General features: G+C 65.0%; 18 protein-coding genes and 1 pseudogene. 13 read left to right on the top strand and 6 right to left on the bottom strand.

The genetic code is table 11. The features are described from left to right. Positions 1-27: 27 nt before the first annotated feature. Positions 28-2616, bottom strand: a complete 2589-nt coding sequence (mutS, locus tag HFGMBDPB_RS20540; protein WP_212646195.1) for a DNA mismatch repair protein MutS — start codon at positions 2614-2616, stop codon at positions 28-30. A gap of 342 nt (positions 2617-2958) precedes the next feature. On the opposite strand from mutS, the gene HFGMBDPB_RS20535 reads away from it, so the two are divergent. Together HFGMBDPB_RS20535 and HFGMBDPB_RS20530 are read left to right on the top strand one after the other, a co-directional pair. Next, positions 2959-3585, top strand: coding sequence for a hypothetical protein (locus tag HFGMBDPB_RS20535; protein WP_227469602.1), 627 nt, complete (start codon positions 2959-2961; stop codon positions 3583-3585). Next, entirely contained in the window at positions 3578-4522 is a 945-nt protein-coding gene (locus tag HFGMBDPB_RS20530) for a nucleotidyl transferase AbiEii/AbiGii toxin family protein (RefSeq protein WP_212646142.1), read from the top strand. Before HFGMBDPB_RS20535 ends, HFGMBDPB_RS20530 begins: the two co-directional genes overlap by 8 nt. A 95-nt stretch (positions 4523-4617) precedes the next feature. Here the strand turns inward: HFGMBDPB_RS20530 and HFGMBDPB_RS20525 are convergent, their stop codons facing one another. Next, entirely contained in the window at positions 4618-5331 is a 714-nt protein-coding gene (locus HFGMBDPB_RS20525; protein ID WP_212646141.1) for a GntR family transcriptional regulator, read from the bottom strand. 147 nt (positions 5332-5478) lie between these two features. Here HFGMBDPB_RS20525 and HFGMBDPB_RS20520 point away from each other — a divergent pair, with 147 nt between their 5' ends. The 4 genes from HFGMBDPB_RS20520 (at position 5479) to HFGMBDPB_RS20505 (ending at position 10212) form a co-directional block, all read left to right on the top strand. Next, positions 5479-6435 carry an SMP-30/gluconolactonase/LRE family protein gene (locus HFGMBDPB_RS20520; RefSeq protein ID WP_212646140.1) on the top strand — a complete coding sequence of 319 codons (957 nt, stop codon included), beginning with the start codon at positions 5479-5481 and terminating at the stop codon, positions 6433-6435. A gap of 90 nt (positions 6436-6525) precedes the next feature. After that, the gene (locus HFGMBDPB_RS20515) at positions 6526-8253 is read left to right on the top strand and encodes an acetolactate synthase catalytic subunit (protein WP_212646139.1); all 1728 of its coding nucleotides are present in this window, start codon (positions 6526-6528) and stop codon (positions 8251-8253) included. Continuing rightward, positions 8253-9020: an SDR family oxidoreductase gene (locus tag HFGMBDPB_RS20510; protein WP_212646138.1), complete on the top strand. Its 768-nt coding sequence runs from the start codon at positions 8253-8255 to the stop codon at positions 9018-9020. Before HFGMBDPB_RS20515 ends, HFGMBDPB_RS20510 begins: the two co-directional genes overlap by 1 nt. 199 nt (positions 9021-9219) lie before the next feature. Beyond that, on the top strand, positions 9220-10212 hold the full coding sequence (locus HFGMBDPB_RS20505; RefSeq protein ID WP_046239758.1) for a tripartite tricarboxylate transporter substrate binding protein: 993 nt from the start codon (positions 9220-9222) through the stop codon (positions 10210-10212). Between the two features lie 250 nt (positions 10213-10462). Here HFGMBDPB_RS20505 and HFGMBDPB_RS20500 read toward each other — a convergent pair whose 3' ends face one another. The 3 genes from HFGMBDPB_RS20500 to HFGMBDPB_RS20490 are packed head-to-tail and all read right to left on the bottom strand — an operon-like array spanning position 10463 to position 13432. Beyond that, positions 10463-11560 (bottom strand): DNA glycosylase AlkZ-like family protein, encoded by a 1098-nt coding sequence (locus HFGMBDPB_RS20500; protein WP_016449677.1) that lies wholly within the window; start codon positions 11558-11560, stop codon positions 10463-10465. A 53-nt stretch (positions 11561-11613) separates the two neighbouring features. Then, the gene (locus HFGMBDPB_RS20495; protein WP_212646137.1) at positions 11614-12546 is read right to left on the bottom strand and encodes a DUF4349 domain-containing protein; all 933 of its coding nucleotides are present in this window, start codon (positions 12544-12546) and stop codon (positions 11614-11616) included. A gap of 58 nt (positions 12547-12604) precedes the next feature. Then, complete coding sequence (locus HFGMBDPB_RS20490) at positions 12605-13432, bottom strand: hypothetical protein (protein WP_212646136.1); 828 nt, start codon at positions 13430-13432, stop codon at positions 12605-12607. Positions 13433-13789: 357 nt separating this feature from the next. Between HFGMBDPB_RS20490 and HFGMBDPB_RS20485 the strand changes: the two genes are divergently transcribed. From HFGMBDPB_RS20485 to HFGMBDPB_RS20475, 3 genes are all read left to right on the top strand, one after another. Continuing rightward, complete coding sequence (locus HFGMBDPB_RS20485) at positions 13790-15034, top strand: class I SAM-dependent methyltransferase (RefSeq protein ID WP_212646135.1); 1245 nt, start codon at positions 13790-13792, stop codon at positions 15032-15034. A 485-nt stretch (positions 15035-15519) separates the two neighbouring features. Next, a complete protein-coding gene (locus tag HFGMBDPB_RS20480) occupies positions 15520-16293 on the top strand; it encodes an SDR family oxidoreductase (protein WP_209670730.1) in 774 nt (257 codons plus the stop codon). A 31-nt stretch (positions 16294-16324) separates the two neighbouring features. Next, on the top strand, positions 16325-17257 hold the full coding sequence (locus HFGMBDPB_RS20475) for a LysR family transcriptional regulator (protein WP_212646134.1): 933 nt from the start codon (positions 16325-16327) through the stop codon (positions 17255-17257). On the opposite strand, the gene HFGMBDPB_RS20470 is transcribed toward HFGMBDPB_RS20475, so the two are convergent. Continuing rightward, positions 17211-18326: a sterol desaturase family protein gene (locus HFGMBDPB_RS20470; protein WP_212646133.1), complete on the bottom strand. Its 1116-nt coding sequence runs from the start codon at positions 18324-18326 to the stop codon at positions 17211-17213. The genes HFGMBDPB_RS20475 and HFGMBDPB_RS20470 overlap by 47 nt on opposite strands. A 202-nt stretch (positions 18327-18528) precedes the next feature. Between HFGMBDPB_RS20470 and HFGMBDPB_RS30085 the strand changes: the two are divergent. From HFGMBDPB_RS30085 to HFGMBDPB_RS20455, 4 genes and pseudogenes are all read left to right on the top strand, one after another. Continuing rightward, positions 18529-19179 (top strand): annotated as a pseudogene (locus HFGMBDPB_RS30085) (hypothetical protein); the annotation flags it as partial. A gap of 774 nt (positions 19180-19953) precedes the next feature. Then, positions 19954-21024 (top strand): PfkB family carbohydrate kinase, encoded by a 1071-nt coding sequence (locus HFGMBDPB_RS20465; RefSeq protein ID WP_212646132.1) that lies wholly within the window; start codon positions 19954-19956, stop codon positions 21022-21024. Beyond that, positions 21021-21623 (top strand): 7-cyano-7-deazaguanine synthase, encoded by a 603-nt coding sequence (locus HFGMBDPB_RS20460; protein WP_212646131.1) that lies wholly within the window; start codon positions 21021-21023, stop codon positions 21621-21623. Before HFGMBDPB_RS20465 ends, HFGMBDPB_RS20460 begins: the two co-directional genes overlap by 4 nt. Beyond that, a complete protein-coding gene (locus HFGMBDPB_RS20455) occupies positions 21604-22278 on the top strand; it encodes a nitroreductase family protein (RefSeq protein ID WP_212646130.1) in 675 nt (224 codons plus the stop codon). Before HFGMBDPB_RS20460 ends, HFGMBDPB_RS20455 begins: the two co-directional genes overlap by 20 nt. Position 22279: the final 1 nt, after the last annotated feature.

The raw sequence follows: 22279 nt of genomic DNA, 5'->3' as shown, positions 1-22279 counted from the left end.
AGTTTAGTGCGAGGCGATTGACCGCGTTCAGGCGGCGATCTTCTTGAGCTGGTAAAGGGCCTCCAGCGCCTCGCGCGGGCTCAGTGCGTCGGGATTGATGGCGGCCAGCGCCTGGGCCAGCGGGTCGTGGCGGCTCTCGGGCTCGGGCATGTCGGGCGCATCGAACAGGTCCACCTGCAGGCGGCCCTCGTCGGCATGGGCCTCCAGTGCCTCCAGCGCATGGCGCGCGTGGTGCAGCACGCCGGCCGGCATGCCCGCCAGCTTGGCCACCTGGATACCGTAGCTGCGGCTGGCCGGCCCGGGCTGGATCTCATGCAGGAAGACGATGTCCTGGCCGGACTCCGCCGCACTCACATGCATGTTCACGGCCGCGCGTGCCTTGGCCGGCAGCTCGGTCAGCTCGAAGTAGTGCGTGGCAAACAGCGTGAAGGCGCGCGTCCTGTCGTGCAGCTGGGTGGCGATGCCGCTGGCCAGCGCCAGGCCGTCGAAGGTGCTGGTGCCCCGGCCGATCTCGTCCATCAGCACCAGGCTGTGCGGCGTGGCCGAATGCAGGATCTGCGCGGCCTCGGTCATCTCCATCATGAAGGTGGACTGGGCATTGGCCAGGTCGTCGGCCGCGCCGATGCGCGTGTGGATGGCGTCGATGGGCCCCAGCCGGCAACTGGACGCCGGCACATGCGAACCCATGCTGGCCAGCAGCACGATCAGCGCCACCTGGCGCATATAGGTCGACTTGCCGCCCATGTTGGGGCCGGTGATGATCTGCATGCGCGTGTTGGCGTTCATGCGCGTGTGGTTGGCGATGAAGCTGCCGCTGGAGGTCTCGGCCATGCGGGCTTCCACCACCGGGTGGCGGCCGGCCTCGATCTCGATGCAGGGATGGTTCACGAACTCGGGCGCGCACCAGTTCAGCGTCAGCGAGCGCTCGGCCAGCGTGCACAGCACGTCGATGGCCGCAATGGCACCAGCCACGCGCGTGAGCGCCGGCACATGGGGCTGCAGCTGGTCCAGCAGCTGCTCGTAGAGGAATTTCTCGCGCTGCAGCGCACGCTCCTGCGCCGACAGGGCCTTGTCCTCGAAGGCCTTGAGCTCGGGCGTGATGTAGCGCTCGGCGTTCTTCAGCGTCTGGCGGCGGCGGTAGCGCTCGGGCACCGCGTCCTTGTAGCTGTTGGTGATCTCTATATAGAAGCCGTGCACCTTGTTGAACTGCACGCGCAGGTTGGGAATGCCGGTGAGCAGCTTTTCCTTGGCCTCCAGCTCCAGCAGGAAGTCGTCGCAGTTGTTCTGGATGGCGCGCAGCTCGTCCAGCTCGGCGTCGTAGCCCGTGGCAAACACGCCGCCGTCGCGCACCAGGGCGGCCGGCTCTTCCATGATGGCGCGCACCAGCAGCTCGGCGCAGCCCTCGGGCGGCTGCAGGTCGGCAAACAGCTGGGTCAGGTGGGCCGAGGGCGTCTGCCCGGCCTGGGCCAGCAGGGCCGCCTTTTGCAGCGTGCGGCCCAGTCCCACCAGCTCGCGCGGGCGCACTTGGCGCAGCGCGGTGCGCGCGGTGATGCGCTCCACATCGCTCACGCCCTTGAGCTGCTCGCGCAACTGCTGCCAGGGCGCGGCCATGCCGCCTGCGCTGGCGCCCTGCAGCGCCCGCGTGGCCTCCAGCCGCGCCATGGCCTGCGTACGGTCGCGGCGCGGCTCCAGCAGCCAGGCCTTGAGCAGGCGGCTGCCCATGCCCGTCATGCAGGTGTCCAGCAGAGAGAACAACGTGGGCGAATCCTCGCCGCGCAGCGTCTTGACCAGCTCCAGGTTGCGGCGCGTGGACAGCGGCAGCGCAATCAGCTCATCGTCGCGCTGCACCTGCAGAGCGTGGATGTGCGACAGGCTGCGGCCCTGCGTGTGCTCCGCATACGACAGCAGCGCGGCGCTGGCGCCATGGGCCAGCGGCAGATCCTCGGCCTCCCAGGCCTTGAGGCTGGCGGCGCCCAGCAGCTCCAGCAGCTTGCGCTCGCCCAGGCCGCCGTCGAACTGCCAGTCGGGCCGCGGCGATAGCGGGCAGGCGATGGAGCCGCCATGGCGCAGCGCGAACAGGCTCTGCTCGAAACGCTCGGTCACGCCCGCGCTGTAGATCAGCTCGCTGGGCGCAATGCGCGAAATCCAGGCGCCCAGCTCGTCGTGGGAGCACTCGGCCAGGTGGATGCGCCCCTGCGTCACCGCCATCCAGGCCAGGCCGCAGCGCTGGCGCCCGGCCGTGTGCAGGGACAGCAAGATCGCCTCGCTCTTGTCCGACAGCAGCTCACTGTCGGTCAGCGTGCCCGGCGTCACCACGCGCACCACCTTGCGCTCCACCGGGCCCTTGGCGGCACCCACCTCGCCCACCTGCTCGCAGATCGCCACCGACTCGCCCAGCTTGATCAGCCGGCCCAGGTAGTTCTCCAGCGCATGGAAGGGCACGCCCGCCATGGGAATCGGCTGCCCCGCCGTCTGCCCGCGCGTGGTCAGCGTGATATCCAGCAGCCGCGCCACCTTCTCCGCATCCCCGAAGAACAGCTCGTAGAAATCCCCCATGCGGTAGAAAACCAGCGTGTCGGGGTAGTTGAACTTGATGCCCAGGTACTGCGCCATCATTGGCGTGTGCATCGAAAGATCAGGGGCCGGAGAGGGCTGTGTGCTTTGCGAGAGGTCGCTCATTGGCTTGGGAATCAACAGGTTGCAGCGGCGCGAAGGTGCCGGGCAAGGCCTGCCTGGATGGCGCGGGGCCGCAGGAAGGCGCGAATGTTCTTGTAGGGTACTTGCCGCCTTCGGCCACCTCAGTCAGAGGTGGGCGCGATGCCGGTGAAGGGGGACATTATTCCACGGGGTGTTGAGCGGGGCTTGGGGATGGTGTTCGTGGCCGTGCCACTGCAGAGCAACGGGTGGAATTGCGAATGCTTTCAATCTCCTGCCGGTGATAGGATGCATGAAACTTCAATGAAAAATCCAGCCATCATGCGTGTCGGCCGTTCTTCTGCTGAACCTTTGCGGGGAGGTGCTGCACTCCTGGCGGAAGAGCTGCGCCCTGGTGGCGTGTACCGACGCGAAGACCTGGCACCGCTTTCCACGGCGGTAGACCGGCATCTGAGTGAGCTGGTGGCTGGCGGAAGATTGAAGAAGTTGGCGCAAGGGCTGTATCACGCACCCAAGCAGTCCGATTTCGGGCCGCTGCCACCTGCTGACGATCAAGTGGTCCAGAGCTTTCTGCGGGACAGCGATTTCCTGTTGTTTTCGCCTTCCGCCTTCAATGCGGTGGGTGTCGGTACCACGCAGCTGTACAACAGCACCTGGGTCTACAACCGCAAGCGGCACGGCATCTTTCGGTTGGGCAATCGTGATTTCGACTTTCGGGTAAAGCCCCGTTTTCCAAAGAAACTCAGCCCCGAGTTCCTGTTCGTGGACTTGCTCAACAACCTGGATGAGCTGGCTGAAGATGGGGAACTGGTTCTTGGGCAGGCGCGCAAAAAGATGCCGTCCTTTGATGCCGAGCGCCTGCGCCGGGCGATTGAGCGCTATGCCAACGCGGCTACCCGAAAAATCTTGAGGGAGTGGAGCGGTGGCTGATTTTCTTCACGAGCGCAGAGATTTCGACCAACTCCTCGCGTTGGTGGCCGACGAGCGTGGTTTGGCTCCTGTGCTGGTGGAAAAAGACTACTGGATCATGCATTGCCTCTGGGGTCTTCAGGCCCAGGGGCTGCGGTTCGAGCTGAAGGGCGGCACATCGCTGTCCAAGGGCTTCGGTGTCATCCATCGTTTTTCCGAAGACATCGATATCCGCATCGACCCGCCGCAAGGAATGGACGTCAAGACAGGCTGCAATCACGACAAGCCCGCTCACGTCGAATCACGGCGAGCCTATTACGACGCGCTTGCGCAAACCATCTGCATTCCCGGTGTGGTCGAAGTTCAGCGGGATCGCCTGTTTGACGATGACAAGATGCGCAGCGCCGGGATCCGGTTGATCTACACGCCAAGAACGGCGGCGCTTGCGGGGATCAAGGACGGCATCCTGTTGGAATTGGGATTCGATGACACGGCACCCAATCGCGCAGTGACCATCTCTTCGTGGGCCTTGGAGGCTGCCATGGGGCGCGATATCCCGCTGCGGGACAACCGTGCGGTGAATGTGCCTTGCTATGCACCGACGCACACTTTCGTCGAAAAATTGCAGACCATCTCCACCAAGTACCGCAGGCTGGATGCAAGCCGGGCATTTCCTGCCAACTTCCTGCGGCATTACTACGATGTGTATTGCCTCCTGGGCATGGAGGAAGTGCAGGGCTTCATCGGAACACCGGCCTATCAGCAACGCAAGATCGAGCGGTTCCGTTCCGGAGATGAGCTGGCCATCTCCCTCAACCCGGCATTTGTGCTGGCCGATGCTGCTCAATGCGACCGTTTTGCGCAGGAGTACCGCAAGACACGGGCCTTGTACTACCAAGGACAGCCGGATTTCGACCTTCTTCTGGCCCGCATCCGCGAGCACATCCATGTGCTGTGATGGGCACAGGAAACCTTGATGAAAAAGGACTCAATAGTCCTCATGGGCTTGCATAGGGATGGCCCGCCTGCCTGACTGGCAAGCCTCTGTGTTCTCTAACCCCGCACCCCCGCCACCACCCACTCCTGCGGAAACTCCATCCCATCATCCTTGGCAATCTTCCTGAGGATATGCAGGCAGGCGCTTTGCAGGTCCTGCACCACGGCCTGCCGGGCGGCGTGGCCGTCCCTTTGCTCCAGCGCATGGATCAGCCGGATGTGCGGATGTTCGGCCGCGCGGGCGTAGGTGCCACGGTACAGGTAGCGCACGGAGGGGCCGCACTTGAGCCATAGCAGGCCGATGAGGCTGGCCAGCACGGGCTGCTGCGCGGCTTCGATGATGGAGAAGTGGAAGCGCTCGTTGGCGATCAGCGTGGCGTCGTCGTCCACGGCGATGGATTTCTCCAGGTCCTGGTGCAGCCGGGTGAGGGTGTCGATGAAGTCCTTGCCCGGATGGCGGCTGGCGGCGGCTGCGGCGGCGCGGCCTTCCAGTTCGATGCGCAGGGCGATGATTTCCACGTACTGCTCCACGCTGAGCACGGGCACGGTGGCCACGCCGCGGTCGTCCAGGTCCAGGGCGCCTTCGGAGGCCAGGCGCTGTATGGCATCGCGCACGGGCGTGGGGCTGATGCCGAACTCTTCGGCCAGGCTGCGGTAGACGAGGCGCTGCGCGGGTTGCAGCTGGCCTCTCACGATGGCGTCACGGATCTGCAGATAGGTTTTTTCGGCAAGGGTCTGATTGGTTCGGATCTGTGAAAAAACGCTGGACATCGGGCCTCCGCAACTGCTTGGGCGCAATGGTACCTCCCGGGGAAGGGCGGTTTGTTCCTGGCCACGGTGTGTGGCTGTGCCAAAGACTAACCCTGTAATTGGTGTTTGATGCATCAAGTACCATGCATCATATCCAAGGGAGGGTGCATGCGGACATACAGGTTGGAAAAAGCAGAACCAAGGATTCGTGAGCTGGCCGACGGCCTGGAGTTTCCCGAAGGCCCGGTGGCCATGCCCGATGGATCGGTCGTGCTGGTGGAGATCGCCAATGGCTGGCTGACCCGGGTGACGGGCGATGGCACAAGGCGGCAGCTCGTCCACCTGGGCGCAGGCCCGAACGGCGCCGCCATAGGCCCCGGCGGCAAGCTGTTCATCTGCAACAACGGTGGCTTCCAGTGGCACCGCAGTGCGGAGCATGGACTGCGGCCCATAGGCCAGGCCAACGACTATTCAGGCGGGCGCATAGAGGCCGTGGATCTGGCCTCGGGCCAGGTCGAATGCCTGTACACGCAAAGCGGCAGCGGGCCCTTGAAGGGGCCCAACGACCTGGTCTTCGACCGGCATGGCGGGTTCTGGTTCACCGACCACGGCAAGGTGCGGCCGCGTGAGGTGGACCGGGGCGGCGTCTGCTACGCGCTGGCCGATGGCAGCGCCATCCGCGAGGCCGTCTTCCCGCTGTGGTCGCCCAACGGAATCGGTCTTTCTCCCGATGAGAAGACGCTCTATGTGGCGGAGACCTTCACGGGGCGGCTGTGGGCCTTCGATATCGGCGAGCCCGGACACATCCTGGCCCGGCCCTGGCCCGATTCGCCCAATGGCGGACGGCTGGTCTGCCGCCTGCCGGGCATGCAGAACATCGACTCCCTGGCCGTGGATGCCGAAGGGAACATCTGCCTTGCCACGCTGGGCGAGGGCGGCATCACCGTGGTCTCGCCGGCCGGGCAGGTGGTGCACCGGGTCGAGCTGCCCGACCCCATGACGACCAACATCTGCTTTGGCGGCAAGGACCTGAAGACGGCTTTTGTCACCCTGTCTTCCACGGGGCGGCTGGTGGCGCTGGACTGGCCGTGTCCTGGATTGCCTTTGAATTTCCTGAATAGATAAGTTCCCCCTGGCTTCCCTTTCCGTATCGCTGGCGATTGCCATGGCGAGGGAGCCGCTACGCCTTTTTTTGTTGAACGGAAACCGCAACCCATGTTGAAACCCCTGAGCAACCCTGGATTGAACAAGCAGGACACCGTAGGCCACCTGGTGGCCAGGGTCCTGAGGCGGCACGGCATCACGCAGTTCTTCGGGCAGAGCCTGCCCAGCATGTTCGTGCTGGCTGCCGAGGAACTGGGCCTGCGCCAGATCGCCTACCGCACCGAGAACGCGGGCGGCTACATGGCCGATGCCCATGCCCGCATGAGCGGCAGGCCGGCCGTGATCACCGCGCAGAACGGGCCGGCCGCCGCGCTGCTGGTGGCGCCGCTGGCCGAGGCTCTGAAGGTCTCCATCCCCATCATCGCGCTGGTGCAGGACGTGGCGCGCGACCAGACCGACAGGAACGCCTTCCAGGACCTGGACCACATGGGCCTGTTCAAGCCCGTGACCAAGTGGGTGCGCCGCGTGGACCAGGCATCGCGCGTGGAGGACTATGTGGAGCAGGCCATCATCGCCGCCTGCAGCGGCCGGCCTGGCCCCGTGGCGCTGATGCTGCCGGCCGACCTGCTCACCGAGCCTGCCCAGCCGTCCGGCGTGCCCCGGCCCGCTGCACTGGCCCGCTTTCCGCTGGACCGCGCCGTGCCCGAACGGCAATTGCTGGAACGGGCCATGGGCGCGCTGCTCCAGGCCCGCGCGCCGGTCATCGTTGCCGGTGGCGGCGTGCACATCTCGGGCGCCAGCGAGGCACTGAGCGCGTTTGCCGATGCGCTGAGCCTGCCCGTGGCCACCACCAACATGGGCAAGGGCGCCGTGGCCGAGACGCATGAGCTGTCGCTGGGCGTGGTCGCCAACTGCCTGGGGCCCAATGGCTCGGGCCGCTACCTGAAGGATTTCGTGTCCGGGGCCGACGTGGTGTTCCTGATCGGCAACCGCACCAACCAGAACGGCACGGACAGCTGGACGCTGTACCCGCGCGATGCGCAATTCATCCATCTCGATATTGACGGCCAGGAGATAGGGCGCAACTACGACGCCATGCGCCTGGTGGGCGATGCGCGGCTGGCGCTGCAGGCCATGCTGGACATCGCCGGGCCGCTGGATCTGTCGGCCCGTACCGGCCAGCGCGCTGCACTGGCCGCACGCATTGCCAAGGGCAGGGAAAGGCACCGACAGGAATCAGCCGAAGTGCGCCTGTCCAGCGCCGCACCCATCCGGCCCGAACGCATCATGCATGAGCTCGACGCCCTGCTGACCGCCGAGGACACCGTGGTGGCCGATGCCAGCTACTCCACGCTGTGGGTCACCAACTACCTGACCGCGCGCCGGGCCGGCCAGCGCTTCATCACGCCGCGCGGCCTGGCGGGCCTGGGCTGGGGCATGCCCATGGCCATGGGTGCGCGCCTGGCGCAGGACGGCGGCCAGGTGTTCTGCCTGGTGGGCGACGGCGGCTTCGGCCATGTGTGGTCGGAGATGGAGACCTGCAGGCGCATGGGCATCAAGGTCATCACCGTCCTCATCAACAACGGCATCCTGGGCTACCAGAAGCATGCCGAGCACGTGAAGTTCGGCGAGCACACCTCGGCCGTGAACTTCAGCGGCGTGGACCATGCGGCCATCGCACGGGCCTGCGGCATCCACGGCGTGCGCGTGGAATCGGCCGATGCCATCGCCCCCGCGCTGCGCGCCGCCATGGCTGCCGAAGAGGCCACGCTGATCGAGGTCATGTGCACCGAAGACGCCTTTCCCCCCATCACCTTCTACACGCCGGAGAGCCACTGATGAGCGCGCCTGAGAACTTCCCCATCCGCACGGCCCTGGTGACCGGCGCCGCACGCGGCATCGGCCTGGCCACCGCCATCGAACTGCTGCGCGACGGCCGCCGCGTGGTGCTGGCCGACCTGGCCGCGCCCGACCTGGATCGGGTCCCGCAGGAACTGCGCGCCAGGGCCAGCGCCGTGGTGCTTGATGTCTGCGACGAGGCGGCCCGCCAGCGCGTGGTCGGCGACATCGTGCAGCGCCACGGCGGCGTGGACATCCTGGTCAACAACGCCGGCATCAGCCTCAAGAACGCCAGCGGACAGTCCAACGGCATCCTCGAAGTGGGGCTGGGCGAGGTGCAGCAGATCCTGGACGTCAACCTGCTGTCCATGCTGCGCCTATGCCAGCTGGCGCTGCCGGGCATGAAGCAGCGGGGCTGGGGGCGCATCGTCAACGTGTCCTCGCTGGCCGGGCGCGGCAAGTCCATCGTGGCCGGCCCTGCCTACATGCTGAGCAAGTCCGCCGTGCTGGGCCTGAGCCGCTCCATCGCCTCGGAGATGGGCCAGTACGGCATCACCACCAACTGCGTGGCGCCGGGCCGCATCCTGACGCCGATGGCGCAGCAGGCCGGCGACGAGGTCAATCGCCGCTATGCCGAGCAGATCCCCGTGCGGCGTCTGGGCGAGGCTGCCGAGGTCGGCGCCGCCATCCGCTACCTGTGCAGCGAGTCCGCAGGCTTCACCAATGGCGCCGTGATCGACGTCAACGGCGGCTTCTTCATGAATTGAGGAAGGACGAGCCCCTGAGCGGCTGCGCCGCTTCCCCCTCTCGCTTCGCGGGGGGGCGGCACCCTCGGTGCGGGGCGGCCCTTCCTCGGTGCCCCCACTTCCAGGGCGTGCCTGTTTCCCGGTCAGTGGGTAGTGCGCTGCACCGTGAAAGCACGACTTCCAAAGACGACAGAACCCAAGATCGCAACGAGAGACAACCATGCATGCATATCCATCCCCCGCATCTCGCAGATGCCTGCTTTCGGCCTTCTGCGCGGCAGCGCTGGCGGCCGCAGCCGGCGCCCCGGCGCTGGCCCAGGGCACGGACGCGTTTCCCGAGCGGGAACTGACCCTGATCATCAATTACGGCGCAGGCGGCAATACCGACGTGGCCTCGCGCGCCATCGGCAATGCCATGGAGGGCCTGCTCAAGAAGCCCGTGGTGCCCAACAACCGCGCCGGGGCGCAGGGCACGCTGGGCGTCTCTTCGCTGGCCCGGCAAAAGCCCGACGGCTATACGCTGGGCGTGGTGACGTTTTCGACCATCGCCATCACGCCCCACCTCATGAAGGTGGACTACAAGGTCGATGACTTCGACTTCATCGCAGGCGTGGCCCGCTACCGCTATGGCGTGGCCGTGCGCGCGGACTCGCCCTACAAGACCATGGCCGACCTGGTGGCCGCGTCCCGCCAGGGCAAGGGCATCTTCTTCGGCGCGCCGTCCGCGCCCAACAACCTGGCCATGTACGAGCTGGGGCGCAAGACGGGCGGCAGGTTCGAGGAGATCAACTACAAGTCCGGCGCAGAGACCGTGGCCGGCCTGATCGGCGGGCAGGTCGATGTCATCGTGCAGAACCCTTCGGACATCGTCCAGCACGTCAAGGCCGGAAAAATGCGTCTGCTGGCCAGCGCCAGCCCCATGCGCTGGAAGGAGTTGCCCGAGGTGCCCACGCTCAGGGAGCAGGGCTACGACGTGGAGATCGACTCCTGGATCGGCCTGGCCTACCCCAAGGGCGTGCCCCCGGCCCTGCGCGACAGGCTGGAGCGCGTCGCCATGGCCGCAGCCGAAGGTCCCCAGGTCGCGCGTGTCTTCGAGTCGGCGGGCGTGGACCCGGCAGCTCTCACCGGCGCCGAATACCGCAGGAAGCTGGTCCAGGGCCATGAGTCCATGGGCGCGGCCATCAAGGCAGCGAATCTGCCGCGCATGAACTGAGGGCGGTCCGGCGGCCTGCCGGTCTTGATGCACGGGTACTGCTGCAGCACGTGCCGAAAGATCATGAAAGGCCGCTCGTCGGCGGGGGAGCGCTCGCGCCCGCTCCCTGCGTTCGCTGTATCGGTCCACCAGGTAGCCTGTGCAGTCCAGCCGGTGCAGTCCAGCCGGTGCAGTCTCGTGCTTCAGCAAGGTGAACTTGACCAGTTCCCCCAATCACGTCCACCGCGCGCAGGGGGCGAGTGCATGCGCATCAGCGCGGCGCCAGGAACAGCTCCATGCGCTGCAGCTCCTCATCCAGCGCACTGCGAAAGGCGGCATCGCCGGGCGCCGCGCCGGCCACATAGCCGAATGACGGCTCCAGCCGGCCGTCGCGCGCCTGCAGGTTGGCCCAGCCGATCACATGGCCGCGCCAGAGCATGGGCAGGGCGTAGTAGCCGAGCTGACGCTGAGCTGGTGGCGTATAGGCTTCGAACTTGTAGGTCCAGCCCCAGAGCAGCGTGAAGCGGCGCCGGTCCCAGACCACGGGATCGAAGGGCGCGAGCAGGCGCAGCCGCTCGTCGAAGGCATGGCGGCGCGAGCGCGGGTTCTCGTCGGCGGGCCAGTACCAAGTGGTTCCGTCGATGCGGCAGCTGGCCAGTTGCTCGCGCGCCAGCCGCAGCGCCGCCTGGGTCTGTTGCGCCAGGTGGGGCGCGCCATAGCCCAGCAGGCGCACCAGGTAGGTGAGGCTGGGGGCTGGCAGCGGTGCGTATTTGCGCACCACCAGGTCGATCAGCGCGGCGGCGCGCCGGGCGCTGGCGGCGGGGCTGTCGTCGGCAGGCGGGTGGGCGATGGCCTCGTAGACGCGCGTGCCGCTGTCGCGGCGCTTGACGCGGAGCAGGCCGCGGTAGTGCATGCCGTCGAGCAACTGCGTGCTGGCGCTGCCCGAGCCGCCCCAGTAGTTCTTCACGCTTCCGTGCGAGAAATGCTGCTCCACCTCGCGCGGATGCACGGCGCCGCGCTCGCGCACAAAGGCCAGCACCTCGGCGGCCTTGCGCTGCGTCTCGGCATCCCAGGCCTTGCGGGCCTGGCGCGGGTGCATCAGCGCCAGGTGCTCACTGGGCAGAAAGCCGTAGTTGACCAGGCAGTCCTCGTCGATCGCCAGGCGCGCGTAGCGGCGTTCCAGGTCGCCGGCGCGGTAGTCCTTGACGCGGTGGCGCAGCGTCAGGTCCTGCGCCCGGGCCGGCGCGCGGATCGGATCTGCCTGCACAAAGCCCAGGCGCTGTATGGCCGCAGGCAGGGTGGTCGGTGTGAACAGGGTGCGCGCCACGGCATGGCGGCGCAGGTCGTCAAGGCTCGGTTCGGTGGGCATGGATTGATTGGAGCACGGCCGTGCCGCCGTACTTCCTGATCCTGCCGTGCCGCTCAGGCCTTCCTGGCACGCCTGCGCCGCCACAGCGCGCGCAGTACCCAGCCCAGCGGCAGCACCACCAGCACCAGCCAGGGCAGCACGGCCGCCACGAAGGTGATCAGCGCGGCCATGCTCTCGCCCAGCACATGGCCGGCATCGCGCAGCGCGCGGCCTATGGGGCTGTAGCTGGTGCCGCCCTGCACCAGGGCGCGGGTGGGCGTGAACTGGATCTGTATGTGCTGCTTGCTGGTCTGCTGCTCCAGCACCTTGCGCTGGGCGGCCATGGCGTCCAGCTCGGCCTGCGTGTCCGACAGCGTGCGCTGTATCTCCAGCAGGTCGGACATGGTGCGCTTGGTCGTGGTGTCGCGCAGCATCAGGCGCAGGCTGTCGCGGAACTCGGTGCGGTTCCTGATGCGCGCCTCCACGTCGATCACCTCGGCCGTCTTGTCCTCGCTGATGGTGTTCTGCGACACGATGGTGGCCACGCCGGCCAGCGTGCCCAGCAGCCGCTGCACATCGGCCGGCGCCACGCGCATCTCCAGCATGGCGTTGCCGGGCAGCTGGGGCGTCTCGCGCAGCAGCGATGCCGACAGCAGCTCGCAGCGCAGCGTGGCACACAGGTCGCGCACCTGGCCCCAGGCATCGGCCAACTGCGCCTGCGGCACTTCCACGTTCAGCTCCTGGCGCACGGCCAGGAAACGCTGGGCCATCTCGTCCTGCGCCGACGTCTCTGGTGCGGCTGCTGCCGCATCCTCGGCCTGCACGGTGGCGGCGCGGCCTTGCTTCATGCCGGCGCCGCCCGCCATGGGCGCGGGGGCGGGCGCAGATTCCATGGCTGCTGTGTCGTGCCGCTGGTTGCAGCCCGCAAGGGTCAGCGTGGCAGCCAGTGCCAGCACTGCCGGCAAGGCCATGCGGGAGGGCAGAGTGGAAGGCCGGGGATGCGTCATGAATTTCCTCTTGAAAACAGGCAAGAACAGGCCGCTGTCAGGACTCAAAGCTCAGGGCTCAGGGCTTGCCGCCGGGGCCGAACATGGTGTCCACCTCGGACTGCAGCTCGAAGATGTCGGACACCGTGTAGAGCCAGTCGCCCTTTTGCAGATGGCCTGGGTCCGGCGGCGTCTCCACGCAGGCCTTGACCAGGGTGAACTGGCCGGCCGGGTCGGGCAGGAACTTCAGGCCCGATATGGAAAACCGCGCCACCCGCCCCACGCCATCGTTGTAGCGCCGGCCCCGGGCGCGCACGTCGGCCAGCTCCGCCATCTGCGGCATGTGGTCGAACACCGCGTCGTAGAACTCGACGATGGGGCTCTGGTTGGTCCGGGCGCAGCCGTGCACGTACAGCGCGTAAAAGCGCCCGTCCAGCTCCATGGCCACCACGTCGGCCGCGCGGTAGAAAGTCAGGCTGTCGGGCAGGCCCGGCGAGCGCTTGGGCGGCGCGGGCGGCGTGTCCAGGAAGTCCTGGCGGATCTGCGCCGACTTGCGAAAGAAGTCATCGCTGAGCGCCACCTCGGCATTGAGCACATCGATGGCCGTGCGCGCGGCCGCGTTCAGGCCCGCGTCGGCCAGGCCGTTCCTGTGCAGCACGATGGCCAGGGCCAGCGCCGTCTTGTGCCGGTACAGCGCCGTTGCCTTGGCGTCGCCTGCGTGCAGCACGCAGCTCCAGCGCCGCAGCAGGGGCGGCAGGGCATGGCCGCCGTAGTTGGCCGCGATAGCGGCATCGTGCCGGCCCAGCGCAAACGTGCGCGCCATCACGCGCGCCACGTCTTCCTCCAGGGTCTGCACCAGGGTATCGGCTGCCAGCTTGGACAGCGCCTGGGTATGGGTCATGGCCATGGCGTCACTGGCTCCAGTTCGATGGCAGGTTCCTGAAATCCGGCCGGCGGTGGCCGCCGGTGCTGCGTTGTTCGTTGCGGTGCTCGATGCAGTGTTCGATGCTCAGGTCAAAGGCTTGCATGGGTCTGTCGCAGGCGCCGTCGCGCCGGGGCAGTTGGAACGCCGGCCAGTGTGCCCCAAGCCGGGCCGCTGGCGGGGTGTGGGCGCCATCGGGTCTGTATCGATCCGCTACCGGCGCGGGCTGCCGTGCTGACGTCTTGCCGTCACATGAACCGGCAAGACTCGTCATTTGCTTTTCATGCGGTTCATGCGGGTCATGTCAAAAGGGGGGCGCCGCCAGCCCCGGGGAGATACACGATGTTCTGGGACAAGAAGCTCAGGCGCTGGGCCGAGGCCGTGCGTGCGCGGGCCGACCTGCCGGCGCGGCTGGTGCTGTGGAATGGCGAGCAGTTCGACTTCGGCCGCTTCGAGCAGCCGCGCGTCACGCTCACGGTGCGCAGCGCTTCGGCCCTGCCGCTGCTGCTGGACCCCAGCCTGGACCACCTGGGCCAGGCCTATGTGAAGGGCCAGATCGACATCGACGGCCGCCTGCCCGACATCATCGACTTCGGCTATGCGCTGGCGCGCCGCATGTCCAAGACCCAGGGCGCGGGCAAGGGGCCGGGGCGGCTGGCGCTTGCGGCGCGCGCGGCAAGGCGCTTTCGGCACAGCCGCAGCACGGACCGCGAATCCATCCAGTACCACTACGACGTGTCCGACGACTTCTACCGGCTCTGGCTGGACGAGGGCATGGTCTACTCCTGCGCCTACTTCGAGAACGGCGACGAGGACCTGGCCACCGCCCAGCGCAAGAAGCTGGACCACATCCTCACCAAGATCCGCCTGCAGCCCGGCCAGCGCCTGCTGGACATCGGCTGCGGCTGGGGCGCCCTGGTGCTGCGCGCGGCCCAGCACTTTGGCGCGCACTGCGTGGGCGTGACGCTGTCGCGCAACCAGTTCGAAGCGGCCACCGAGCGCGTGCGCGCCGCAGGCCTGGCCGACCGCATCGAGATCCGCCTTCAGGACTACCGCGACGTGCAGGGGCGCTTCGACCGCATCACCAGCGTCGGCATGTTCGAGCATGTGGGCCGCCGCAACCTGCCCATGTACTTTGCGCACATGCGCGAGCTGCTGGCCGACGACGGGCTGGCGTTGAACCACGGCATCACCTCCACCGATGCCGACGTGGGCGCTACGGCCCTGGGCGGCGGCGCGTTCATTGACCGCTATGTGTTTCCTGATGGCGAACTGCCGCACCTGAGCCTGGCGCTGGAGGCCATGCAGCGTGGGGGGCTGGAGGTGCTGGATGTGGAGGGGCTGCGGCGGCATTACGTGCGCACGTTGCAGTTGTGGCTGGAGCGGTTTGAGGCTTGTGCGACGCAGATTCGGGACTTGGTGGATGAGGAGAGGTTTCGGATTTGGAGGGTGTATTTGGCGGGGTGTGCTTATGCGTTTGAGCACGATGACGTGTCTATCTTTCAGGTTGTTTGTCGGAGGGCGGGGCAGGGGGCTGCTTCGTTGGCTTGGTCGCGGCGGTATATGTACGAGCGGACCTTGTCGTGAGGCTTGTCTTGTTCGCCTGGCGTGACGCGGGTTTGGCTTTTTGACCCTGCCGGGTGGTGTTTTTTCGAGGCCGGGTCTCGGCCCGGCGGCCGACCTACCTTTCTTTGATTCGTCAAAGAAACGTAGGCCAAAGAAAGACGAACCGAATGCCCGCGACCCCTTCGCTGCGCTGCGGGGCAACCTGCGTCGGGCCACCTGCGGGGTTCGCCGTGAAACTCACTTCGCGCTGCGCGCTCCGTTCAGACAATCACGGCGAGTCAGATGACGAAGCAGTCCTGTCCTGCGGCAGGACTGCAACCCCGCAGGCAGCCCGACGCAGGCGCGGGCATACGGGAGGGGGAGCGGAGCGGACTGCCCCGGGGCAGGAGACGCTGGCGCGGCTGATTGTTCTGGTTTTCTGGATGATCCATCCCGGCTGCGCCGGTTTATCGCGGGGGGCTGGCTGCCTAAGCTGGGTGCTTCATCCAAGCACAAGGAGCGTTTCCATGGCAGACCATTCCATTCGCGGCAAGGTGGCGCTGATTGCAGGCGGCGGCAAGAATCTGGGCGGGCTGATTGCCCGTGATCTGGCGGGGCACGGCGCGCGGGCCGTGGTGGTGCACTACAACAGCGAGTCTTCCCGGGCCGAGGCGGAGACCACGGTGGCCGCAGTGCGGGCGCTGGGCGCAGAGGCCGTGGCACTGCAGGGTGATCTGACGCGCGCTGGCGCTGTGGAGCGGCTTTTTGCAGAGGCCGTGGACGCCGTGGGCCGGCCGGACATTGCCATCAACACCGTGGGCAAGGTGCTCAAGAAGCCGCTGATGGAGATCAGCGAGGCGGAGTACGACGAGATGGCTGCCGTCAATGGCAAGTCGGCGTTTTTCTTCCTCAAGGAGGCGGGACGCCATGTCAACGACCACGGCAAGATCGTGACCCTGGTGACCTCGCTGCTGGGCGCGTTCACGCCGTTCTATTCCTCCTACGCGGGCACCAAGGCGCCGGTGGAGCATTTCACGCGGGCGGCGGCCAAGGAGTTCGGAGCGCGGGGCATCTCGGTCACGGCCGTGGGGCCGGGGCCCATGGACACGCCGTTCTTCTACGGCCAGGAAGGCTCGGACGCCGTGGCCTATCACAAGAGCGCGGCGGCGCTGTCGCCGTTCTCGCCTTCGGGGCTGACGCATATCGAAGACGTGGTGCCCTTCATCCGCCACCTGGTCAGCGACGGCTGGTGGATCACCGGGCAGACCATCCTGATCAACGGCGGCTACACCACCAAGTAGGCCGGTCCCGGCTGGGACTATGCTGCACGCCATGGACCGACTCGACCGATACCGGATCTTCATGCAGGTGGCCGAGATGGGCAGCTTCATCAAGGCCGCCCATGCCCTGGACCTGCCGCGCGCCACGGTGTCCGCCGCCGTGCAGCAGCTGGAGGAGCAGGTGGGCGCAAGGCTCCTGCACCGCACCACGCGCCAGGTGAGCCTGACGGCCGATGGTGCCCAGTTGCTGGAGCGTGTGCGCCCGCTGCTGTCAGAGGCCGAGGATGTGGAGCAGATGTTCCAGGCCCGCACGCGCCAGGCCACGGGCCGGCTGCATGTGGACGTGCCCAGCCGCATCGCGCGCCGCCTGCTGGCGCCCGCGCTGCCGGGGCTCATGCGCCGCCACCCGGGGCTGCAGCTGGTGCTGGGCTCGTCAGACCGCGCCATTGATCTGGTGCAGGAAGGCGTGGACTGCGCCGTGCGCGTGGGCACCTTGCATGACAGCAGCCTGGTCGTGCGCCCGCTGGGCTGCATTGCCCTCATCAACTGCGCCAGCCCCGCCTACCTGCGCGAGCACGGCCTGCCCGAGCAGCCGCAGGACCTGCTGCACGGCCACTGGAGCGTGGGCTATGCCTCGCCGCGCACGGGGCGGGAACTGCCGTGGGAATGGAGTGGGGTGAGCGATGTGGACGGGGTGGATGGGGCAGACGGTCCACAGACCCTGGCCGTGCCCAGCCGCGTGGTGACCAACAATGCAGAAAGCTACATCGCCTGCTGCCGCGCCGGCCTGGGATTGATCCAGATCCCGCGCTATGACGTGCAGCACCTGCTGGACACGGGCGAGCTGGTGGAAGTGCTGCCCGCCCATCGCGCAGCGCCCATGCCCGTGGCGCTGCTGTACCCGCACCGCCGCCAGCGCTCGCGCCGGCTGGCGGTTTTCATCGACTGGTTCGAGGCGCTGATGCGGCCGAACCTGGAGCCGTAGGCGCAACCCCAGTCGCCCCAACTGCACCAGTCGCAGGGTGGGCCTGGGCCCCATCGTCGTCATGAATGGGCCGGTAGTCGGGCCCGAACGACACATCGCCCAGCCGCCAGCCCTCGCGCCGGCGAAACGCCCCCCAGAACCGCTTGAGCGTATGCCACTGCATGGCGACCAGGCCGCGCTCGTTGTCGGCATCCACCTCGGGGTCGCTCACGCCCGTGGGGCGCACGGGCTCGTCGGTGTACAGCGCCGTGCCAAACAGCATGTCCCACCAGGGCAGCACCTGCCCAAAATTGCAGTTGTGGCGCGTGGGCCGATCCGGGTCGCGCAGCATGTGGTGGTGGCGGTGGAACAGCGGGCCCACCAGCACCCGCTCACCCACGCGGCCCAGCCAGCCCAGGCGCAGCCGCACATTGGCGTGCGAGAAGTTCTGCACCAGCTCGCTCAGCAGCCCCAGCAGCGCAAACTCCGAAGGCTCCACCCCCATCGCCAGCCCCACCGTGGCCAGGATGAAGGACTGCAGCATGCCGTCCAGGTAATGGCTGCGGTCATTGCTCCAGCAGCTCATCTGGCGCTGGCTGTGGTGCATGCTGTGCATGGCCCACCACCAGGGAATCACATGCTGGGCGCGGTGCATCCAGTAGTACACCAAGTCGTAGACCACGTAGTACACCAGGAACAGCGCCACCGGATGGTCCGCAAACCACGGCACCCAGTGCTTGAGCCCCGTCGCCTCCTCGGCCGCCGGCCCGCCGCCCAGCATGCTGGCAAACGGCATCAGCACCAGAAAACTGAACAGCGGAAACAGCCCCAGCAGCATCAGCAGCGTGTAGTTGCGGTCCACCGTGGTCAGCCGCCGGTCGCTCCAGCGCTCGGCCGGAAACAGACTCTCCAGCGGCCGCATCACCCCCGCGATCAGGAACAACTGCAGCGCCGCAATCAGCACCGCCTCGGCAATCTCGCGCGGATCGCCGGCCGCCTGGGCGATGTCCAGCCAGTGGACGGTGGGGGTTACGGCGTGGGTGGCGAGCCAGGTGATGGCTGCCTGCCACAGCTCGGTCAGTGAGGTCATGTCTTGTGCCTGCAAGAAGGGCCGGGGGAGGGCTGGGGGTTGCGGGCGGGATTATGGGGTGGGGGTGTGGAGGGAGTGTGTGGGAGAAGGGTTTTCCATTGTGGAAGGAGCGTGAACTGGGCTCAGATCACTGACTCGCTGGGCTGCTATGCGCGCAAACTTAGCGTCGCGGCGATGAGCATTTCGCGTCTACAAGCTCGCCAGCACGGGCATGTGGGTCATCAGTGCCGAATTTGGCCACACCGTCTTTCTAGGCGCCTGGGGCAACGAGAGACTAATCATCGTTAATCGCGTCGAAAGCGGCAAAAACCAGCCGCTGCTGGAGCTGCGTGTGGGCAGCGTGCTGCCCCTGCTGTCATCGGCTCTGGGCCGCAACTTCCTCAACCACGTGCCCCCGCCGCCCGACCAGCCAGTGCAGGATGAACTACAGCTGCAAGCCCCCTGGCCCACCCTCTGGGCGCCCAGCTGCCCCAGACCCAGGAAGACGTCCAAGCCCTGGCTCCGACGTCCGCGCCTAGGGCTTCAGCCGTTGCCAGCACACGCTGCTGCCGCGTTTCACCTCGCTGTCGATGCCGATCTTTTATCTCTCGGACAGCATCAGCGCGGCGCTGACGGTCATGGGGTGCAGTTATTTGCTGGTTGCGGAATCCGAGAGGCGGGTGTTGGGGTGTTGAAGCGGTATACGGGGGAGATTTCGCAGGTGGGGGTAGGGGCGTTGGTTGGATGGGTCAGGTGCGCTGCGGTGAAGCGGGTGCGAGTTCTGCGAGTTGGATGCGTGACAAGTTTTTGGGTCAGCAGTGGCGATAGCTGGTTGCTTGGGCCGCTGTCGGGAGTTAGTGACGGCAGCTTCTGATCGTCGTCGACGCCAGTGGTGAAAGCGTTACGTCGTTCACTCCAGGACCCGCCATCGCGTGCTTTGCAGAGGTTACGGCCCTGCAGTTATGGCATTGGAAAAATTATTGGAATCAAGCTGATACTTCGCCGAGCAACTTAAGCACCTGATTGTGACAACCTTCAATCTCTTATGTACCCGTCACAACCTCCCTGCGAACTCCATTGTTTACTGCAACAATTTGGTAAGATGTAAGAAGATTTATTTCATTATTTAGGAGCTTCTATGTCCGGTAGTGGCGGCGGTAGTACCTATCGCGGAGGCGGTGGCGGTGGCGGTGGCGGTGATGGCGGGGGGGCGCCGGTTGCATGCGAACTTTTGACTTTTACTGCCCAGATATCGACACCAAATCCTGCTTTCGTTTCGACAGTGCGTGCGGGTGATTTGTGTACGGTCCAGGTCCAGTCTGTGAGCAGCCAACAGGTCGTGGTTGTGATCCGGCACAATGGAGATCAGCTTGGCGGGCTTGTTGGTGGTCAGACGAATCGCCTACGCGAGTGCATCTTGAACGGAACCCGCTACCACGCGGAGGTTACGACCGTTTCAGGAGCCCAGATTGTTGTACGCATCGATCCAGCCTGATATATGACTATTCACGTCGTTGGAGGCCTGTACAGAGAGTTTTGTATACGCCCATTGTGGGACCATCTTTACGGGTCAGCAGGTCGCGCTGCGGCTGCAATTTCAACTATGGGGAATGAGGTCACACTTCATACGTACGCGACCTCCGTTGCCGTGGATGAGTTTCGAAACTATGCTGTACAGCTTCCTTCCCATGTCACGGTGGAGGCAGTTCCCTGCAATACCACGCTATTCTTTCGTTATCTACACGACTCGTCTCATCCTGATATCTACGACGTTCCAGATGTTCCGCTTGATCCCATTGAGGTGAGAGCTGAAAAAGTTATCCGATTCGGTATGCTTGAAGGCTCGGCAGTCGTGGATGCGGAATGGGCCGTGTATGATCCTCAAAATGCCGGTTCCGCAGAGCGATTTGGAGCTAACGGATCGCGAGCCAAGCACCTAGCGTTGGTGTTGAATCTTTATGAGGCTCGCTCGATGAGCGCCAGCCCTGGGGCCACGGCAGAAGAATGCGCGCGCAAACTAGCCGTCCACGACGGGGCAGAGGTTGTCATTATCAAGATGGGGCCCGCAGGAGCCTTTGTCTGGTCGCAAGGTGCTGTCCACACTGTTCCTGCCTACAAGACCGAAAACGTTTGGAAGATTGGATCGGGGGATGCGTTTGTGGCGCACTTTGCACGAGCATGGATGAACGACGGCGTATCAGCATATGAAGCGGCGGCCCTAGCCTCACTAGCAACGGCTTACTATTGTGAAAAGAAGATTCTCCCTCGCCGTGAATACCTCACGGAATTTCAACGTGACGAGATTCGCGTCAAGCAAGAGTTCTTGGATGGGAAGCGACCTCAGGTTTACCTTGCCGGGCCATTTTTCGATACTGCGCAGGTCTGGTTCATCGAAGAAGCACGCAAGAACCTTCGCGAGATGGGTTTTAAGGTCTTTTCACCTTTCCACGATATCGGTATGGGATCTTCCGAGGATGTGGTCAAACTTGATATTCAAGGAATCGAGAGGTCTGACATAATTTTTGCGATAGTTGACGGACTCGATGCAGGAACCATCTATGAAGTCGGGTATGCACGTGCCATGGGGAAGCCTGTGGTGATCCTTTGCGAGCGTGAATCGGAAGAATCGATGAAGATGGCTGAGGGGACTGACTGCATCATTCGCCGCTCATACACATCGTCACTCTATGCAGCGCTCTGGGCTGCTGTTTCCCAATGACGTCAGCATTGTTGCTCTCGGGCGGGATGGACTCGCTTTCCATTGCATGGTGGAAGAGGCCGACGCATGCCATTACGATTGATTATGGACAAAAGGCCGCTGCCGCCGAACGGACCGTGTCGGCAGCTATTTGTTCTGAGATCGGTATTGCACATCACGTTGTGAGTGTGGATTGTCGAAGTCTTGGGTCAGGTGATATGGCGGGTACCCATGCTGACACAGCCGCACCTGCCAGTGACTGGTGGCCTTATCGCAATCAGCTTCTTATTACACTGGCTGCGATGAAAGCCATCGGCTTGGGTGCGAAGGTGTTGTATATCGGGACGGTTGCATCCGACGAAGGTCACCGGGATGGAACCAAAGACTTCGTTCGAATGATGGATGAGTTGCTCCGATATCAGGAGGGAGGCCTCCGTATCGAAGCACCCGCTATTGATCTGACGACAGTTGAACTAGTTAACGAAGCCAAAGTGCCAGCAGGCATCTTGGCTTATGCGCATAGTTGCCACAAGGCAAATATTCCGTGCGCTGACTGCCGTGGCTGCAACAAGTACATTGAGTCGATGGAGGCGCTTGGATATGGCGACAGAGCTCCCTGAGCCAAAGCCAAGAATACCTGTTCAGTCGTATGAGCCCTTTAAATGGCCGAATGGTAAAGCCTTCCCGTTAGAGCAAAATTCTCTTAAGGAAACCGTAGACCTTCAACGGCTAGCTCTGGCGCGCCAGTCGAGGCGTACATTTGCCCCTCTGCCGATAGAAAAGTTGGAGGTACTTTTATCCATGTGCTGCCGTGCATACAGTTGGAGTATTTCTGATCTAGGTTTCGAGCAGCAGTTCCGGGGGGTGCCATCTGCGGGTGCAATTCATCCCATCCATGTCCTAATTCAGCGTAGTCGACATTCCGGATGGGAGCGCTACGATCCCATTGGCCATTCCCTGGTTAATGTCCAAGGAACATATGACCTTGCGCTTGCAGCGAGAGCTGCTGCTGATGCTATCGTTTTCAGTGAAGATGCAGCGCTAATTGCATTAGTCGCGGAGCCAGGCAAGACTGCAGCCAAGTACTGCTTTCCGGAAACCCTTGTATGGCGGGATGCTGGTGTCATCATTGGAGCGCTTGCATGGGGTGCGGAAGCTTTAGGTTTAAATATTTGCCCACTTGGAGCTACGGGCACGTCCTTTGTCTCCTCAATAGCCCCTGACGGGGCTATTTTCGGAGTGGGACTTGTGCTGATTGGTGGACGTCCCGAATGAC

It is taken from the genome of Delftia sp. PE138 (assembly GCF_018320755.1).
GTDB lineage: Bacteria > Pseudomonadota > Gammaproteobacteria > Burkholderiales > Burkholderiaceae_C > Comamonas > Comamonas tsuruhatensis.
This window is presented reverse-complemented; position numbering and strand designations above follow the sequence as displayed.

Excerpts from the sequence above, each read along its gene's own strand:
- mutS (WP_212646195.1), bottom strand. The coding sequence starts at position 2,616 with ATGATGGCGCAGTACCTGGGCATCAAGTTCAACTACCCCGACACGCTG.
- HFGMBDPB_RS20535 (WP_227469602.1), top strand. The coding sequence starts at position 2,959 with ATGAAAAATCCAGCCATCATGCGTGTCGGCCGTTCTTCTGCTGAACCT.
- HFGMBDPB_RS20525 (WP_212646141.1), bottom strand. The coding sequence starts at position 5,331 with ATGTCCAGCGTTTTTTCACAGATCCGAACCAATCAGACCCTTGCCGAA.
- HFGMBDPB_RS20520 (WP_212646140.1), top strand. The coding sequence starts at position 5,479 with ATGCGGACATACAGGTTGGAAAAAGCAGAACCAAGGATTCGTGAGCTG.
- HFGMBDPB_RS20515 (WP_212646139.1), top strand. The coding sequence starts at position 6,526 with ATGTTGAAACCCCTGAGCAACCCTGGATTGAACAAGCAGGACACCGTA.
- HFGMBDPB_RS20510 (WP_212646138.1), top strand. The coding sequence starts at position 8,253 with ATGAGCGCGCCTGAGAACTTCCCCATCCGCACGGCCCTGGTGACCGGC.
- HFGMBDPB_RS20505 (WP_046239758.1), top strand. The coding sequence starts at position 9,220 with ATGCATGCATATCCATCCCCCGCATCTCGCAGATGCCTGCTTTCGGCC.
- HFGMBDPB_RS20500 (WP_016449677.1), bottom strand. The coding sequence starts at position 11,560 with ATGCCCACCGAACCGAGCCTTGACGACCTGCGCCGCCATGCCGTGGCG.
- HFGMBDPB_RS20495 (WP_212646137.1), bottom strand. The coding sequence starts at position 12,546 with ATGACGCATCCCCGGCCTTCCACTCTGCCCTCCCGCATGGCCTTGCCG.
- HFGMBDPB_RS20490 (WP_212646136.1), bottom strand. The coding sequence starts at position 13,432 with ATGGCCATGACCCATACCCAGGCGCTGTCCAAGCTGGCAGCCGATACC.
- HFGMBDPB_RS20485 (WP_212646135.1), top strand. The coding sequence starts at position 13,790 with ATGTTCTGGGACAAGAAGCTCAGGCGCTGGGCCGAGGCCGTGCGTGCG.
- HFGMBDPB_RS20480 (WP_209670730.1), top strand. The coding sequence starts at position 15,520 with ATGGCAGACCATTCCATTCGCGGCAAGGTGGCGCTGATTGCAGGCGGC.
- HFGMBDPB_RS20475 (WP_212646134.1), top strand. The coding sequence starts at position 16,325 with ATGGACCGACTCGACCGATACCGGATCTTCATGCAGGTGGCCGAGATG.
- HFGMBDPB_RS20470 (WP_212646133.1), bottom strand. The coding sequence starts at position 18,326 with ATGACCTCACTGACCGAGCTGTGGCAGGCAGCCATCACCTGGCTCGCC.
- HFGMBDPB_RS20460 (WP_212646131.1), top strand. The coding sequence starts at position 21,021 with ATGACGTCAGCATTGTTGCTCTCGGGCGGGATGGACTCGCTTTCCATT.
- HFGMBDPB_RS20455 (WP_212646130.1), top strand. The coding sequence starts at position 21,604 with ATGGCGACAGAGCTCCCTGAGCCAAAGCCAAGAATACCTGTTCAGTCG.